A 15,809-nucleotide genomic window follows, 5' to 3' on the forward strand; every position below is an offset into this window, starting at 1 on the left:
AACGGACCAGGTCAACCGCGTCACGCCGGAACTCTTCCGTGTACTTCGATGGACGCCCCAACGGGGACACCCCTTCCTCTGGACCAACATCCAGTCTCAGGGTGTCCACATCTCAGGGGGAAGCCCACCAGATGTTGTACTTGGTCCCGCCGCTGGTGGCGAAGGGGCGCACGGCCCAGCCGAGGCCGTAGTACCAGCCGTTGCCGTTCACGCCGGTCGACGGCACCGCGGTGACCTTCGCCAGCGAGGCGCCGTCGAGCACGCCACCGGCGCCGTCGAGCATGGTGGCCCAGCGGACCATGTCGACCGCCGAGGCGACCCACCCGCCGTTGGCGTCGCGCAGGCTCATGCTGAAGGTGCCGTACGGGGCCGGCACGATGGCGCCCGAGTCGTCCAGGACGGTGCGCCCGGTGTACTGCGACCGGTAGCTGACCTCGCCGGTGAGCCGCGTCAGGGCCTTCCCGTGCGTCATCCGGGTAATGCCCAGCGGCGCGAGGAGCTTCTGCTTGACGTACGCCTCGTAGGACATGCCGGTGACCTTCTCGACGACCCGGCCGGCGAGGAAGTAGCCGTAGTTGCTGTACGCCACCGTGCTGCCGGGATCGTGTTGCAGCGGCTGGCCGGACATGTAGCGCAGGACGTCCTCCTTGCGCAGCTCCAGCGGCACGCCCAGCGCCTGCGCGATGACGTGGTCGCGGCCGTGCAGGGGGTCGAAGGCGAGGTCCCGGTCCCAGCCGCCGAGGTGCTGCAGCAGCCGCCGCAGCGTCACCTGCGGCAGCCTCGGGTCGACGGACTGGCCGGTCGGCGGGATGAAGTCCAGCACCGAGGTCACCGGATCGTCGAGGCCGATCAGGCCGTCCTGCACCAGCCGGAGCACCGCCGCCGCGGTGAGCGACTTGCTGAGGCTCGCGATGCGGAACAGCGACGTCGGCTGGATCGTCTCCGCCGAGTTGTTGCCGTAGCCCCGGGCCAGCACCAGCCGGCCGTTGTACGCCACCGCGAGCTGCCCGGCGCTGACCCCGCGCGCCTGCATGAACGACTTCATGGCGTCGTCGAAGCTGCTCAGCGCCACCACCGCGGTGCCGGTGGCGACCCACCCGTCCGCCGCGTACGCCGGCGTGGCGAGCAGTGTGCCGGCACCGGCACCGGCGGCACCAGCGGCGCCGGCCGCGCCGACGAGCTTTCCGAACGTTCTCCTGCTGACTGTCCGCAACGAAGTCTCCCGATCCAATTGATCTAGCCGGGGAGACCCTACTAAAGCATTCGAGATTGGACGGTCCCGCCGACGGCCATCGGGGGATGTGCGACGACCCGCCGCGGGGAGGCGGCGACCGTGCCCGCCCGGCCCGGCGCGGACGGTGCCGTCCAGGGGTGGCCCGTCCGCCGGGGGGGGGGGCTGTCACGTCATCCCTGGACCGACCGCCAGTCGTGCGAGGTCAGTGCGTTGGCCTGCGGCCCCATCATCAACATGCCGCCGTCGACCGGCCAGGACGCGCCGGTGACGTACGCGGCGGCGGGCGAGGCGAGCAGCGCCGCCACGGCGGCCACCTCCCGCGCGTCGCCCGGCCGCCCGACCGGCACGCCGGGCCGCTCCTGGGTAACGGGGATCGCGAGCCGGTTGCTACTGCTCCCAATCTGCTCCCAATTTAAGGGGCAACAACGCGAAAGCCCGTTACCGGTGATTCCGGTGACGGGCTCGCTGCCTGCGAATATTTACGGTGGGCGATACTGGGATCGAACCAGTGACCTCTTCGGTGTGAACTCTCGGCGAGCGGGTCGGATCGGGCTCGATGCGAGGTCAAACGGGCTGCTGGCGCGCTTCTCGGCTCGGTTCGACTGGCACGGTTGCTGTACTTCGCTGCTGTACTGCTGGCATCAGGCGAGGCGCTGGATACGCACCTTCGGGCGCTCGTTCCTCAGGTGGCCTTGCTTGTGCTGGCGGACCTGTTCGTTCCAGACCTCCTGGTCGTAGTCCGGGTCCGGTGGGATCCACTTGTGGGAGCCGTCGCTGTAGTGGAACTTCTCGTCGCCGGGTCGCAGGATGCTCATCGGGTCCAGCCGAGGAAGCGGTGGTGCAGGTGGCCGGCGGGGACGTGGGTCAGGTCCTGGGCGGCGTCAACGAGCTGAGCGGCCAGATAGAGGGCCAGCGAGACCGGCGCGCGGTCGTACTCGGCTCGCAGCTCCCGCCGCCGGGTCGGGCAGGGCCACTCCCCTGCGCAGCCGCCGCATGTCCAGGCCGGCTTGATCGGGTGGTGAGTCGTCATCGCGGGCCGTCCTGGCTGGGCCACTGGCCGCGGTTGATAGGGATGCGGTGGCGGCTTCGGCACGGCAGGGTCGCGCCGCAGCGGCAGATGCATCGCCAGTGCCGCCAGGACCACACGGGCCGATGGCGACGGGCGAGGGTGAGCGCTACCGCCAGGACGTACTCGTCGTACGACACCCGCTTCATCGGCCCGCCACAGCGGCCAGGGCCGCGAACCGCCGAGGTGGGGAACTGGAAGGGCGCATTGCCGCCTCCTCGTGCCGCAGGTGTCCGGAGGCGTGGATGCCCGATCGCGGGGGATGCGCCGGACATCCACGCCGGCGAGGACGGCCCACAGCGCCAACCGGGGGGAATCGACCTCCTCGGCAACCTCCCATAGGTACCGTTGGGTAGTCAAGGGCTGATGTAGGTGGTCTACTTCGTGTTGCCAACCGAGGGGAACACCGTGCCACCGCGTTACCGCTACGAGCAGATCGCCGACGACCTGGCCGAACGCATCGCGTCCGGCGAGTTTCCACCGGGCTCCAAGCTGCCCAGCCGACGCGAGTTAATCGAGCATTACAGCGTTACCGAGCCCGTGATCGACCGAGCCATGCAGGTGCTACGGATCAAGGGGATGACCGAGACCCTGCCAGGCGTGGGCGTCTTCGTCGCTGAGTAGACCCTTCCTATAGTCACCGGCCCGGCCTCGACCCCTCGTTTGTAAGCTCTGCGCGCTGTGTCCGGCGAGGTTCGTCCACGTCCGTGACCTCGGGCAGCTGGTCGCGGCCCGTAGCCGACGCCGTTTCGTCCCGTGGGAGGTCGGGGTCGCCGTTGGCTTGATACAGCGCTCGGTCAACGTCGCGGAGGGACTTGCCGGTTCGGTCGCTGACGGCGCGGCAGGCGAACAAGTAAGGCAGCCAAGTCGACCGGTCCTGGGACCCCGGCGGCACGTCGTTGTGGCCGATGGCCCTGATGGACTTAACAGCACGCCCGTCGAGCACAGTCCATCGGAGCGGGTCCATCGTCATCAGGAGTGCGCTGCCGAGGGCGGGGCCGACCCGGCTGATCGCTTGTATCACGCTCATCGCTGCTCCGTCGTCAACGCACGCGCGGGCGGCAGCGGTGATGTCCAGGATGGCTTGGTCCCGTTCCTGGGCGAGACCTGCCCGAGCTCGTGCCCGGCGATGGGCCATGTTGCCGAACTTCCAGTCGATGACCATGAGCAATGCGGAGCGATCGAGAGCTGCCGCTCCGTGAAGCGGAGCCAGCACCTTGTCGTACTGAGCGGGGTAGCGCTGAGCCCACGCCGTTACCCAACGTGTGAGGTCGCCATCGTCGTCCACCGGCAGCAGCATATTGCGTCGTCCACGGGCTGCAGCATCGGTCGGGTGCCTGCAGCACTGCGCATGCCCACCGAGCCGGGGGTCTCGCACGTCGCCGTCGAGCAGGCCCACCGGCTCAAACGACTCCCAGCCCTGCTATCGCAGTCACCGGCATCGGCGCGCTGCCACTCCATCGGCAGCCGCACCAACAGCGGCGGCCAGGACATCGTGCGGCAGATCGTCGCGGCCGTCACCGCGGAGGCCGCCGTCGGAGTCGCCTGTCTCAGGACTAGGCGGTCCTAGACAGGACGCCTGCGTCCAGGCGTCCCACCGAGAAGATCGGCCGGCCGAGCACCGAAGTTCTCCTGGCCGACGACGCGGAAGCCGCACTGCTTGAAGAACATGATCCTCGCCGTCGGATCCGATGAAACGTCAATCGTGCCCGCGACGAAGGTGCAGCCACGCTCGGCCGCTTCTGCTGCGTACGCCGAGATCAAGGCACTGCCGACACCCGCGTGCCGCACCGCCGAGTGCACGTGAATCCGATCAAGGAAGGCGTGCGGTGCGACTGGCAACTCGTACGACTCGAACGCCCCGCTCTCAGCGACGTTGGAATCAAACGATCCGGTCAGCATCCCCTCGATCGCGTCACCACGCACTGCCACGAACGTCGTATAGAGGCTGCTCGGACGCCTGTGGCGCAACAGCACGTCGAGCGCTACATCGCCCGACTCCTCGAGCATCCGACACATCGCCGGGCGATCGGCTTCCTCCAAGAACTCGATGCGAAGGGTATCCACCCTCCCAGTTCAACACACGAAGCGACGCTCGGCGGCCGCGGGTCAGGACAGTTGCGTCGCCGCCGCCGATACCAGGCAATATAGTCTTGCCTCTATACAATTCGACCGCTACGACTACCATGCGAACCGCAACGCGCAGGTCGGCTGCATGATCACGTTCAATGGTGGGCGATATTGGGATCGAACCAGTGACCTCTTCGGTGTGAAAGAATGATCACCCGCCGATGAACTGGGCGAGCAGCCGGAGTGAGCTGCCGGAACAGTCCACAATCGTCCGTGGGCGTCCGGCGTCGGCCGCCCCGGTCGTCACCCAGTTGGTCACCCAGCCCGGGGTGCCAGACGTTGAAGCAGCTCAGCTCAGTCATTCGTGCTTTCGTCTGCGAGCTTTGCTCTTCAAGCTGTACCGCCCGCCCCCACGCTCGGTACTGTCTCCCGGCATGGGATTTCTCAATCGGCGCTCGCAGTCCAATCGGGCAGAGTCTGACGCCTTGCTTGCCAGTGTGGAGCAGGGCCGCCGTGCCCGTGAAGCCGCTGAGCAGGCCGGCTTCGTCCGTGGTCGTCACTATGTGGAGTGGGGGCCGGTCCTCGACGACCTGCGCAGCCAAGGCCGCGACGACGAAGCTCTGCCGCTGCTGTTGGAGATCATCGACGCTGCGGAGCGTGCCGCGAAGATCAAGGGCGTTGAGCCACCGCCCGGTTGGACCAAGCGTGCTGCGATCGTTATTCGACGCCGGAAGAACTACGCCGCCGAAGTTGCGGTGTTGCAGCGGTACCTGGCTGCCTGCCCGCCTGGTCGTGGGAGCAGTGAAATAGCCGACCGGCTACAGGTCGCGTTGAAGCTGGAGTCCTCAAGCTGACCCATATCCCGATCCTCTCGTCACGGGACGGCCTCGGACTCCTTACCCCCCAGGCAACCAGCACGGCCACGTGAGCTGCCGTCTCCACATCCACCGCTCAAGCTTGCCCGATGGCCTGCACCGTCAAGCTGGCGGCGCTGGTCTTGTCCAAGGTGGCATACCTTCGGGCGGAGTTGACTGGACGCCGGCGGCCCTAACGAATCGGCAGGTCTGCTGGTAGCGTCCGACAGTTGCTGTACAACCGATAGGCGATCACGTGTCTCGACGTCAATGGCAAATAGCTGCTGCCCTCGTCACCGTCGCGGCGTCAGCGTCAGCGGCTGTGTGGACAAACATTGCAACATCAGCGCCGGTAGGCACCAGTGCTGTCGTGGGCTTAGTCTTTGCGCTCATTATCCAGGGGGCAGCCCAAGTCCTCATTCCAGTCCTAGAGCCGTCGGAGGAGAAGGAACAGGCGGCGGCCGCGCTTCCGAATCGTTTAGAAGTCTTGATGGATCTCGACAAGCAGGTTCAGATACGACTTCGTGAACGATGGCAAGCATTGCAGATAACAGAAGAGGCAGTAGACCGTCTCCTAGAGATTGCGATGACATCTCCGGAGCCTCCAGAGGTTCCACACCGCGGAGTCGTGCTCATTACGGGCGCATTGGGGATTGGCAAGTCCACATACGCTGACGTAAAAATGCGGCGGAATATTCAGGAAGCGTTTAGTACCGAAACTGCGCGCTGGCCTGTATTGATAGACGCGCGAACTCTGGCCGACACACCGCTTGAAACCAAGGTGTTGGAGGCGGCCAAAGGGCTGCCGGTCGCCGCGTACACTCTGATCGTCGATGGCTGCGACGAACTGCCTCGTGACATCGCAAACGGCCTTCTGCGTGACGCTCGCCTGTTTTATGGTTCAAGCCCCGAATCATTGATTGTCCTACTGTCGCGGCCGGGCTATATCAGCTGGCGCGATGAAGTGCATCTCCCAGAGTTAACCGAGGATGCTGCCGAGTCAGTAATGGAAGCTGCTGCCGGTCATGAGGTGCGAATCTGGAGCCTACCCAGCCAGCTTCGTCCCCTGATCCGTCGCCCACTCTTCGCTATTCTAGCGGCCCGGTATTTTGGCGCCGGCCACCCCAGGCCGACCACCTCAGCGGGTCTTCTCAGCGCACTGGTCGAGGACGTCCTTCGGCGAGACACGGCAACCAATGAGGCCGTCTTTGCGAAATTGCGGGATCTTGCGAAACAAACGATGACGCATGGTGGGTGGATACCCGAAACGGAGGTGGGGTCTATCGCCATCCGAGAATCGTTAATATCTACACGACTAGTCGTTGCTCGCTCTGGAAGTATTGGCTTCGCAGCCCCGGTAATTGAACAGTATTTTGCAGCTCTCGCGCTGTTGCGGAATGAGATAGATGCGATTGAGCATACTCGCTCGCTTTCCGCCTGGGAGCGGTGGCGACCAGCGTGGGCGTTGGCGGTGACGATCGGAAGCTGGAGCCAAGTGGCAGCTCTGGTCGCCCAGCTTGCGTCCACGTTTCCCGGTGCTGCCGCATGGCTGGTCGGGGAAAACGTCGCAGATAACGGGTTGGCTATGCTCCCAGCCGGGGAGTCAACTTCACCATTGCCGCCCGACTCCGAACTGTCGTCCCGCATGACGACCGCATTCAAGACGTGGGCAGCGTCCTTCTCCGAGGTGGCAAGGGTTCGTGGTGTTCTCGACGGATACGAAGGCAGGCGGGTCCGAATCATTGTGCGATCGTCACCCTCGTCCGGACTGTATGTGGCGGGCTGGTCAGGGACAGCGGAGCCGAGCGAGGCAGAAATTGCGCGGTCACGCGATATTCTTGCAGCTGCCGAGCCGGGCTGGTTTTTCCGAGGCGCTTGGAGAGAAGCTTCGCATCCGACATGGCCGTGGCGGTTCACGCTCGACCGGTTTGGGAAAATGGTGGAGCGTCACCTCAGTCACCTTCGTTGGAACCCTGGGGTGCAGGCGCTTGGTGTGGAGGCTGAATGGGATCTGATTTACAGCCTTGCACCGTCCGCTGCCAAGAGCGCCATTCGCCGTCAAGATTATGAGATGGCAGCAAAGCTCACACGTCGGAGTATTGATTCTCTCGCTGAGTTGCTCACAACGGAAAACATTCAAGAGTTCCATCTTGATCGTAGATTCGTTACCGTGGGGGAACTAGAAGCCTTGAGGGGCCTTATCCGCGATGCTGATCCGTCTCAGGTTTTTCGTTCCCCGTGGCCAGGGCCAGACACCGATGGCGGCGGAAGCTGGGTTTGGAGTTCTTATAGCCTCGATCGTTTAGCGGAGAGGAGTCAGCGAGTATATGAAGCCGCTCTCGACGGGTACCAGCAGCTGGTGGAGAAATGGATGCCGAAGCTTGCGCCAACACTCGGACTGGGGGCGATGCTTCCGATTGCATTGGAGGGGAATGTAGAAGTCGACCGGAATGGAGGCATGGAGGTTGCTGGGATAGATTATGAGCTGTGGCCGTTGCCGCCAGGCGAACCTAGTCGTGTCAAACTCGTGCCTGTTGAAGGGACGCAGACGCGGAGGGCGGAAGAGTTCGAAGAGAAGAATCGAAGATTTGCCTCTCTTGTCCACGCCTATCGATCCGAGACTGCTGCATGGATCGGTCATACTAGCAGTCATGGTGTGTTGAGCATATTTGGACGGCTACCAGCGACGCGTATTGCCATAGAATGGCTGTGGGATGATCTGCGGGCCCTTCGCATTATCCGTTCGTCGGGGCCGCGTGACTGATTGCGACCAGAAGTGATGGGTCTTTCGGCTTCGAGTTGCTGCCGCACCCCATGATCACCAATGCCTCTCCATCCCGTATGCCGTCGACCCGCCCTCTGGGGAGCGGGCCGCCGCCCGGTCCGCCACGTCAAGCGAACCTTGACGCACGTACGGACGCTGGCGGGCCGGGCGGTGGTCTGCTCGGCTTGCCCGGGTCGTCGGCTGGCGGGATGGCCCTGCGCAACCACCCACGGACCGCGACGCGCGTACGGAGCCCCTGCCATCCTGGAGTCGTTGCGCCCCCGCCGGAGGCGCAGTGACCGCAACCGGGCGACCGGTGCGACCCGCCGCGCGGATCCAGCGTGCCCTCTCCTGCGCCGCGTCGCTCGGGCGCGGCGCGGCCGGCTGCCGGCCCGCAACCTCAACCACTCTCGGCGCTACCGTCTGCGGCGGCCCCTGGGCTCTCCGCTCTCCGCGCCAGCCGCCGGGCGTGTTGCGTGGCCGGCGTGGAGCGACAGCGGAGCGTCGGACGCGCGCCCAGGCGGCGGCGCGTGCGGCCCGTTGCGGGCCGCCTTGATAGACGTACAGAAAGTCCTCCCACACCGGCGCCGACAGCCGGCCGTCCCGTCACAGCCTCGCGAGTCACGGCGGGTTGACGTGTCGGCACCCGGTGCTACTCTTGCGCTCGTCGAGCACGCCAGCGCGGCCTTCCTGCCGGATGGCTGGACTCGACGTCGGAGATACCGAGCGGCCTTCCTGCCGCTGATGTGGGCCACGTCCCGCCGGCTCTCGCCCGCACCGGCCACCATGCCGGTCTTCCGAATCCGCTGAGCGGCCCAGCACGGCCTTTCCTCCGTCCACGTTGGCCCGGATTCGCACACCCCACGGGTGGGGACAGCCTGCGGCAACCCGCCGGATGCCGACATCCCAGGCTCCCCACCCGTGCCGACTCCATGACATCGGCGAACGCGAAAGGACATCACCCATCGGCGGAACGTGGCATCACCACGAATCCGCCCTCCGGCGTCAGCCGCCCTCCCGGCGGTGCCAGGAGACACGACGAACACCACCATCGGACAGACGTTCACGGCTGGTGGTGCTTCGTCTCCCGTCCCTGCCACCTGCCCGAGGAGGAAGTCCTGTCCACCCCGCTCGACCTGTACCGGCCCGGCGTCGCCGCCGGCCGTGACGCCCAAGTCCTGCACCGCGCCGTCATGCCGGAGTTCTCCGGCTGGCTGGAGCACACCCGCCCCGCCGGCGGCTGCGCCCGCCCGATCCGCCTTGCCGGCACCCTCGCCGCTGTCGAGCGAGACACCGGCCGGATTCTGGGCGAGCAGCACACCGACGAGCTGCCCGACCAGACGCTCTACAAGGCGTGCGGCAACCGCCGCGAAACCCGGTGCCCCGACTGCGCCTGGGTCTACGCCGGAGACGCCTACCGAGTGGTGCGCTGCGGCCTGACCGGCGGCAAGGGCGTGCCCGCCTCGGTCGGCCGCCACCCGGTCGTCTTCGCCACCTTCACCGCCCCCTCCTTCGGCGCGGTCCACCACCGGCACATCCCCCGCCACACCTGCGCCACCCGCCAGCGCTGCGACTGCCGTTCGGCTCCCTGCCGTGCCCGCAGCACCGCCGGCACCTGCCAGCACGGGCAGCCCGCGGTGTGCCACGCCCGCCACGACACCGACGATCCGCGGCTCGGGCAGCCGCTGTGCCTGGACTGCTACGACCACGCCCACCAGGTCGTCTGGAACTACTTCTCAGGCGAGTTGTGGCGGCGCACCAAGCAGGCCATCGAACGCCACCTCGCCGCGCTCTGCCGCCGACGCGGCATCCCCCTCGTCCGAGTCGTCACCGCCTCCGGCAAGGTCCGCTGGGTACCGCCCGTGCGGGTGTCCCACGGCAAGGTCGCCGAGATGCAGCGCCGCGCCGCCGTTCATTTCCACGTCCTGCTGCGCCTCGACGGCGTCGACCCCGACGCCCCGGACGCCCTCGTGCCGCCACCGGCCGGCATCACCGTCGACGATTTGGAGGCAGCCGTCCACGCCGCTGCTCGCCAGATCACCGTCACCACGCCTCCGCGCGAAGACCAGCAACGCGGCTGGGTGGTCGCTTGGGGCGAGCAGGTCGACGTCCGGCGCATCAACACCGCTGGCGGCGAGCTGACCGACGGCAAGGTCGCCGCCTACCTCGCCAAGTACGCCACCAAGGCAACCGAAGCCACCGGCCACTCCTTCACCCGACTCACCCCCGCCACCATCGACGACTACGCCGACCCCGAAGGCGACCACCTCGCCCGCCTCATCGACGCCTGCTGGCGGCTCGGCCGCCCCATCCACGACGCCATGACCAGCGGCGCCGCAACCGCCGACGACCGTCAAGGCAGCCTTGACACCAAACCGAACGCCTACGCCGGGCTGCGCCGTTGGGCGCACATGCTCGGCTTCGGCGGCCACTTTCTCACCAAGGCCCGCCGTTACTCGGTCACCTTCGGCCAGCTCCGCGACAACCGTGCCACCCACCGCCGCATCGAGGACGACGACCCGGCCGACACCATCACCGTCGGCACCCTCACCTACATCGGCTCCGGCTGGCTCACCGACGGCGACGCCCTGCTCGCCAACACCGCCGCCCGGCAGCGACGCGAGAGCACACGCATCGGCCGGGAAGAACTGGCCCACGAAGCCTGGCTCGCCGAGGCCGCCGCATGACCCACGACCTCCGCCCCCGCTGGTACTCCCCCGCCGAGGTCGCCGTCCTGCTCGGCTTCGGCATCTCCAAGGTCAAGATGAAGATCGCCACCGGCGAGCTGCGCTCCATCAAGGACGGCAAGTACCGCCGCATCCTCCCCGAATGGGTCGACGACTACATCCGCGAACAGGTCGAACGCCAGGAGGCCGCCTGATGCCCGCACGCGCACGAGCCAACGGCGAAGGCTCCATCTTCCCCTACCGCAACGGCTACGCCGCCTACGTCTGGGTCACCAAACCCGACGGCAAACGCACCCGCAAATACGTCTACGGCAAGACCCGCGAGGCCGTCCACGACAAGTGGATCAAGCTGCATCAGCAGGCCAAGGCCGGGCCGGTGGCGACCAGCGTCCCGACGGTCGGCAGCTTCCTCACCTGGTGGCTGGCCGAGATCATCCAGCCCAACCGGGCACCGTTGACCTACGCCACCTACGAGACGTTCGTCCGCCGCTACATCGCCCCGGGCCTCGGGACCAAGCGGCTCGACCGGCTCCAGTCGAGAGACGTGCAGACGTGGATCAACCAGGTGGCTCGGACCTGCCAGTGCTGCGCCCAGGGCAAGGATGCCGCCCGGCCGAAGCACAAGCGGCGCTGCTGCGCGGTCGGCCGCTGCTGCCAGGCCGTCCCATCCACCCGGACGGTCAGCGACATCCGGGCCGCGCTGCGGGCCGCCCTCACCCACGCACAGGCCGAAGACCTGATCGCCAAGAACCCTGCCGTGCCGGTCACCCTCGCCACCGTCCGCCGGCGACGGGGGAAGTCGTGGTCGAGCGACGAGGCCCGTAGGTTCCTGGAGTCCGCCCGCGCCGACGAGGACCCGCTCTACGCCGCCTACGCCCTGGTCCTCGTCACCGGCCTGCGCAAGGGGGAAGCGCTCGGGCTCACGTGGGCGGACGTCGACCTCGACGCCGGAGAGCTGACCATCGGGCGCCAACTCCAACGCGTACGCGGGCAGCTCCTGCACCGCGACACCAAGACCCAGGCGTCCGACGCCACCCTCCCCCTACCCGACATCTGCCTGACGGCGCTCAAGCTGCGATGCGAACAGCGCGACGAGGCACGAGCAGCCGCCGGCAAGGCATGGCACGAAACCGGACTTGTATTCACCACCCGCTATGGCACACCCATCGAACCGCGCAACTTCCAACGCTCCTGGCAGGCGAGATGCGAGAAGGCGAAGGTCACACCGATCACCGTCCACGACGCTAGGCGAACCTGCGCCACACTCCTGGCCGACCTCGACGTCCACCCGCGAATCGCCATGCAGGTGCTCCGGCACGCCCGCTTCTCCGTGACGATGGAGATCTACACGCAGGTCTCGTCCAAGGCGACGCGCGAAGCGCTCAAGCGCCTCGGGGATGTCCTCGACGGGTGATGCTGCAACCGTTCGCTACGGTCAGGTCGCGCTGCGAGGCTGTCCGGCACACCAGGCCGCGAGAGCTTCCTCTCTATTGGGGAGATTGCACTCTCCAATGGCTCGCGGCATCATCGGTCCCTGCCTCAGCAGGCCGGCATCAATGACGACGCGAACGACCTCCTGCTGCAGAGGTGAGAGATCATCGAATGCAGCGCCGTCCGGAAGCGGACCGCCGGGAAAGGCCAAGCCGAGCAATAACCGCAGCGCCAGGAAGTCATGACGGTGCGGGTCTGGAACCCGCATCCGCTCCAGCAGCAGTCCAGCGAGCTGTGGCACCGAGTTCGTGGTGAGACCGCCGAGGGCCGAGGCGGTGGCATTGACCAGTACGCCGGCCTGTGACTCCCAATCCTCAACCGGGTCCATCAGGCAGTCGGCGAGTTCGGCCAGAAGCGCCGTGTCGGGTGCCGGGAGGAGCCGCACCAGTCCGATCAGCGCCGCCCGGTGAAGAAGTCGGTCAGCGTTGCCACGCCATTGGCGTACCGCATCCAGGATGGCGCCGTTGGAGGGTTGGCCGGCGAGTCCGGCCGCGATGCACATCTTCGCGGCTACGGCGGGGTCCGTCTCTACTGCGAGCCGTTGGGCCAGGACGGGTGAGATGGTTGCCCACTCCTGCGGGAAGGCGGCGAGCAGATGCGCCATCCCGAGTCGGAGGTTCGGGTCGGGATCCTGCAGGACCTGCAGGTACGTGGGGACACCGGCCTGCACTGCCTCATACGCCGCGGCGTGGCCGGCAGCGGTTACCGGGCGTTGGTATCCGCCATGCCTGCGCCACTCGGGCGACCTGGACAACCACCAGTCCGAGCGCTGCGATGCGAGTTCGTTGAGACTTGGAACGTCGGACGCCGGCCTCGGTGACTCGTACAGCTCGACGCAATCGAGAATCATCCGCAGGAGGCGGTAGGCCACCAGCCGATCCGGTGCCTCTTGGTCGGCAAGCAGATCGATCAGATACGGCGCTGCGGCGGCGGCCGGCTCCTCCACCAAGCCCTGGTCCTGAAGATGGTCCTCAAGTTGTTCTTCCGCCTCGGCTCGCGCCGCCGAGTCCTGAGATCGAAGTGTCTGCAACAGCGTCGGCACCTCCGAGGCCGGTCCGTACGGGCCTTGCAGCGATTCCCAGTCGACGGCGCGCAGGTAGTCATTCACGGCCGGCAAAGTAGCATCGCGGACCGGCCGCCGGGCTGCTCGATCCCCGCCCCGCCATAACTACCCGCGTCGCCTGCGACCGGTTGGGCGCGTCACTCTCCCTGCTGGCCGTTGCTGTACTTCGCTGCTGTACGGGCAGCAAAAAGGCCACCCCCAATGAATGGGAATGGCCTTCTACCTGCGTGGGCGATACTGGGATCGAACCAGTGACCTCTTCGGTGTGAACGAAGCGCTCTCCCGCTGAGCTAATCGCCCTCAGCGCGGATGACTGTACCTGATCGGCTGCCGTCCCCGCGAATCCGGGGTCAGTGCGTCGCGAGGTAGTGCAGCGCCCGGGCGACCACGTCGATGCCGAGGCTGTACTTGAGCGACAGCCAGACCACCGTGCCGACGAAGACCAGGCCGACGGAGCCGAGCACGAACCGTACGCCGAGTGACTGCCGCTTCACCCACTGCGTCCACCCGTGGACGTGCCGGCGGGTGAAGCCGAGCAGCCGGCGGGCCCAGTGGAACTCCACGGCCCAGATGCCCAGCCCGGCGATCACCAGCAGCCAGCCCGGCCCGGGCAGCGGGATGAGGGCGACGCCGATGGTCACCACGAGGGCGCCGGCGATGGCGATGAAGATCTTGAGGGCGACCCGCCCGGTGGGGTTGGCGCGGATCAGATCCAGCGTCATGCTGACCCGCTCCCGCCAGCGCGGCCGGGGCCGCCGGTCGGCCACGGCGGTGCCGCCGGTGCGCTCGGACGCCCCGCGCCCGGCCTCCGGCCGACCGTGCCGGTCGTGCTGTTCCATCGGCACCCCGTACCCCCGCTGTTCGGCTGCTCGGACCGCGACGTTCGGCGGCCGCGACGCGGCCATCGGATCCACTGAGGATCGTTTCGTGACCATTTCCACCCCCAGTGTCGCGCGGAACCGTCACCCCTTCCGACGACTGGACGTTACCGGAGTAAGTCGACGACTGAACCACCCGATGCCGGGCGGGATCACGCACTGGGCAGAACCGGAAATCCTACATGAATTTTCACATTCTGACGGCTCTTCCGACCCCCTTCCCACCACTGGGTGAAGTCAGCGTATGGCGGAGCGTAGCCAGGAGTAGCACCTGAGTATGGGAAAAAGCGGGACACGCGCGTTCCGCAGCGGTGCCGGGGGGAGAACGTCCATGAGTGTCATCCGACCGACGACCGTAGAGGTCGAGACGTCGCTAAGGCTCGTCGCGCCTGACGCCACCGCCTTGCCGGTGCGTGCCAGCCTGCGCTACGACCCTGCTGACCCGTATGCGGTCCATGTCCTGTTCCACGCCGAATCGGCCGGCGGCGAGGCGGTGAGCTGGTCCTTCGCCCGCGAACTGCTGGTCACCGGCCTCGACGAGCCAGCCGGCATCGGCGACGTGCGGGTCTGGCCCTGGGCCACCCCGCGCGGCGACTTCGTCGCGCTGGCGCTGTCGTCGCCCGACGGCAACGCCCTGTTCGAGGTGCCGCGCAGCGTCCTGGTGCGCTTCCTGCGGCGGACCTACGTCGTCGTCCCGCGCGGCCGCGAGGCCGAGCACCTGGACGTCGACACCGCGGTGAACCGGCTGCTCGCCGGTCGCTGAAACCGGAACAACCGGCCAGCCGGGGCCGCGCGGATCTGCCGAGTCCGCGCGGTTCCGGCTACCCGGCCGTACGCGGGCAGCCCACCGCCGCGGGCGGGCTCAGCCGTGGGTGGTGATGCCCCCGTCCACCGGAATCACCGCGCCGGTCAGGTATGCCCCCGCCCGCGACGACAGGTAGATCGCGGTGCCCGCCATGTCCTCCGGCCGGCCGATGCGGCCCAGCGGCACCTGCGACTCGATGGCCGCCCGCGACTCCGGGTCGTCCAGCGCGAACGCCATCATCTTGCTCTCGAACGGCCCCGGCGCGATCGCGTTCACGGTGATCTGCTCGCCGGCCAGCTGGTGGGCCAGGCTGCGGGTGAGCATGTGCACGGCGGCCTTGGTGGCGGAGTACGCGTACACCTCCATCCAGGGCACCCGGATGCCGTCGATCGAGCCGATGTTGATCACCCGGGCCGGGTCGTCGGCGCTGGCGGAGGCCCGCAGCGCGGGCAGCAGCGCGGTGGTGAGCCGGAAGACGGCCTTCACGTTGACCGCCCAGAGCTTGTCGAACGCGCTCTCCGGGTACGCCTCCAGCGGCGCGCCCCAGGTCGCGCCGGCGTTGTTGACCAGCACGTCGAGCCGGTCGACCCGCTCCCGGACCGCCGCCGCGAGCCCCTCGGCGCCGGCTTCGTGGCTCAGGTCGGCGGGGATCGCCTCGCAGCGCCCCTCGGCGGAGAGCTCCTTGGCCACCTGCTCGCAGACGTCGGCCTTGCGGGACGAGATGATCACGCGCGCACCGGCCCGGACGAAGCCCTGGGCGATCATCAGGCCGATCCCCCGCGAGCCACCGGTGACCAGGACCGTCTTGCCGTCGACCGAGAACAGATCCGTCATGCCCATCCCATCGCCCGTCACCGCTACCGATCGGTAACCTAACCCTCCCCCACACCCCGGACA

Annotated in this window: 16 protein-coding genes and 1 tRNA gene; 7 read left to right on the forward strand and 10 right to left on the reverse strand. The window is 67.3% G+C overall.

Going from position 1 to position 15,809, the window contains the following annotated elements; genetic code table 11:
* Positions 1-112: 112 nt before the first annotated feature.
* The 4 genes from DLJ47_RS32285 to DLJ47_RS32295 all read right to left on the reverse strand — a co-directional run bounded on the left by DLJ47_RS32285 (position 113) and on the right by DLJ47_RS32295 (position 2,264).
* Positions 113-1,213, reverse strand: a complete 1,101-nt coding sequence (locus DLJ47_RS32285) for a serine hydrolase domain-containing protein (protein WP_109905749.1) — start codon at positions 1,211-1,213, stop codon at positions 113-115.
* 191 nt (positions 1,214-1,404) lie between these two features.
* Positions 1,405-1,581, reverse strand: a complete 177-nt coding sequence (locus tag DLJ47_RS32290) for an SDR family oxidoreductase (protein ID WP_233258143.1) — start codon at positions 1,579-1,581, stop codon at positions 1,405-1,407.
* A 294-nt stretch (positions 1,582-1,875) separates the two neighbouring features.
* On the reverse strand, positions 1,876-2,049 hold the full coding sequence (locus tag DLJ47_RS36490) for a hypothetical protein (RefSeq protein WP_199236089.1): 174 nt from the start codon (positions 2,047-2,049) through the stop codon (positions 1,876-1,878).
* The gene (locus DLJ47_RS32295) at positions 2,046-2,264 is read right to left on the reverse strand and encodes a flavin reductase (RefSeq protein WP_109905751.1); all 219 of its coding nucleotides are present in this window, start codon (positions 2,262-2,264) and stop codon (positions 2,046-2,048) included. Before DLJ47_RS32295 ends, DLJ47_RS36490 begins: the two co-directional genes overlap by 4 nt.
* Positions 2,265-2,684: 420 nt before the next feature.
* On the opposite strand from DLJ47_RS32295, the gene DLJ47_RS32305 reads away from it, so the two are divergent.
* Positions 2,685-2,924, forward strand: coding sequence for a winged helix-turn-helix domain-containing protein (locus DLJ47_RS32305; protein ID WP_109905767.1), 240 nt, complete (start codon positions 2,685-2,687; stop codon positions 2,922-2,924).
* 13 nt (positions 2,925-2,937) lie between these two features.
* On the opposite strand, the gene DLJ47_RS32310 is transcribed toward DLJ47_RS32305, so the two are convergent.
* On the reverse strand, positions 2,938-3,588 hold the full coding sequence (locus DLJ47_RS32310) for a hypothetical protein (RefSeq protein ID WP_146228250.1): 651 nt from the start codon (positions 3,586-3,588) through the stop codon (positions 2,938-2,940).
* A 278-nt stretch (positions 3,589-3,866) separates the two neighbouring features.
* On the reverse strand, positions 3,867-4,343 hold the full coding sequence (locus DLJ47_RS32320) for a GNAT family N-acetyltransferase (protein WP_146228251.1): 477 nt from the start codon (positions 4,341-4,343) through the stop codon (positions 3,867-3,869).
* A 461-nt stretch (positions 4,344-4,804) separates the two neighbouring features.
* On the opposite strand from DLJ47_RS32320, the gene DLJ47_RS32325 reads away from it, so the two are divergent.
* From DLJ47_RS32325 to DLJ47_RS32340, 5 genes are all read left to right on the forward strand, one after another.
* Positions 4,805-5,224 carry a hypothetical protein gene (locus DLJ47_RS32325; protein ID WP_146228252.1) on the forward strand — a complete coding sequence of 140 codons (420 nt, stop codon included), beginning with the start codon at positions 4,805-4,807 and terminating at the stop codon, positions 5,222-5,224.
* 490 nt (positions 5,225-5,714) lie between these two features.
* Positions 5,715-7,988 carry a hypothetical protein gene (locus DLJ47_RS35510; protein WP_146228253.1) on the forward strand — a complete coding sequence of 758 codons (2,274 nt, stop codon included), beginning with the start codon at positions 5,715-5,717 and terminating at the stop codon, positions 7,986-7,988.
* 1,118 nt (positions 7,989-9,106) lie between these two features.
* Complete coding sequence (locus tag DLJ47_RS32330) at positions 9,107-10,675, forward strand: replication initiator (RefSeq protein ID WP_109905769.1); 1,569 nt, start codon at positions 9,107-9,109, stop codon at positions 10,673-10,675.
* Complete coding sequence (locus DLJ47_RS32335) at positions 10,672-10,869, forward strand: excisionase family DNA-binding protein (RefSeq protein ID WP_107075187.1); 198 nt, start codon at positions 10,672-10,674, stop codon at positions 10,867-10,869. The genes DLJ47_RS32330 and DLJ47_RS32335 overlap by 4 nt, the downstream gene beginning before the upstream one ends.
* On the forward strand, positions 10,869-12,089 hold the full coding sequence (locus tag DLJ47_RS32340) for a tyrosine-type recombinase/integrase (RefSeq protein ID WP_109905763.1): 1,221 nt from the start codon (positions 10,869-10,871) through the stop codon (positions 12,087-12,089). The genes DLJ47_RS32335 and DLJ47_RS32340 overlap by 1 nt, the downstream gene beginning before the upstream one ends.
* A 21-nt stretch (positions 12,090-12,110) precedes the next feature.
* Here DLJ47_RS32340 and DLJ47_RS32345 read toward each other — a convergent pair whose 3' ends face one another.
* The 3 genes from DLJ47_RS32345 to DLJ47_RS32355 all read right to left on the reverse strand — a co-directional run bounded on the left by DLJ47_RS32345 (position 12,111) and on the right by DLJ47_RS32355 (position 14,164).
* Positions 12,111-13,274 carry a hypothetical protein gene (locus tag DLJ47_RS32345; RefSeq protein WP_109905765.1) on the reverse strand — a complete coding sequence of 388 codons (1,164 nt, stop codon included), beginning with the start codon at positions 13,272-13,274 and terminating at the stop codon, positions 12,111-12,113.
* A 183-nt stretch (positions 13,275-13,457) separates the two neighbouring features.
* Positions 13,458-13,529: transfer RNA gene (locus tag DLJ47_RS32350), tRNA-Val, on the reverse strand.
* A 50-nt stretch (positions 13,530-13,579) separates the two neighbouring features.
* Entirely contained in the window at positions 13,580-14,164 is a 585-nt protein-coding gene (locus DLJ47_RS32355) for a TIGR02611 family protein (protein WP_393349918.1), read from the reverse strand.
* 274 nt (positions 14,165-14,438) lie between these two features.
* Here DLJ47_RS32355 and DLJ47_RS32360 point away from each other — a divergent pair, with 274 nt between their 5' ends.
* Positions 14,439-14,870 (forward strand): SsgA family sporulation/cell division regulator, encoded by a 432-nt coding sequence (locus DLJ47_RS32360; protein WP_007457244.1) that lies wholly within the window; start codon positions 14,439-14,441, stop codon positions 14,868-14,870.
* 99 nt (positions 14,871-14,969) lie between these two features.
* On the opposite strand, the gene DLJ47_RS32365 is transcribed toward DLJ47_RS32360, so the two are convergent.
* Positions 14,970-15,746 carry a glucose 1-dehydrogenase gene (locus DLJ47_RS32365; RefSeq protein WP_109905773.1) on the reverse strand — a complete coding sequence of 259 codons (777 nt, stop codon included), beginning with the start codon at positions 15,744-15,746 and terminating at the stop codon, positions 14,970-14,972.
* Between the last annotated feature and the right edge of the window lie 63 nt (positions 15,747-15,809).

Source organism: Micromonospora sp. S4605 (genome assembly GCF_003176715.1).
Lineage (GTDB): Bacteria > Actinomycetota > Actinomycetes > Mycobacteriales > Micromonosporaceae > Micromonospora > Micromonospora echinaurantiaca.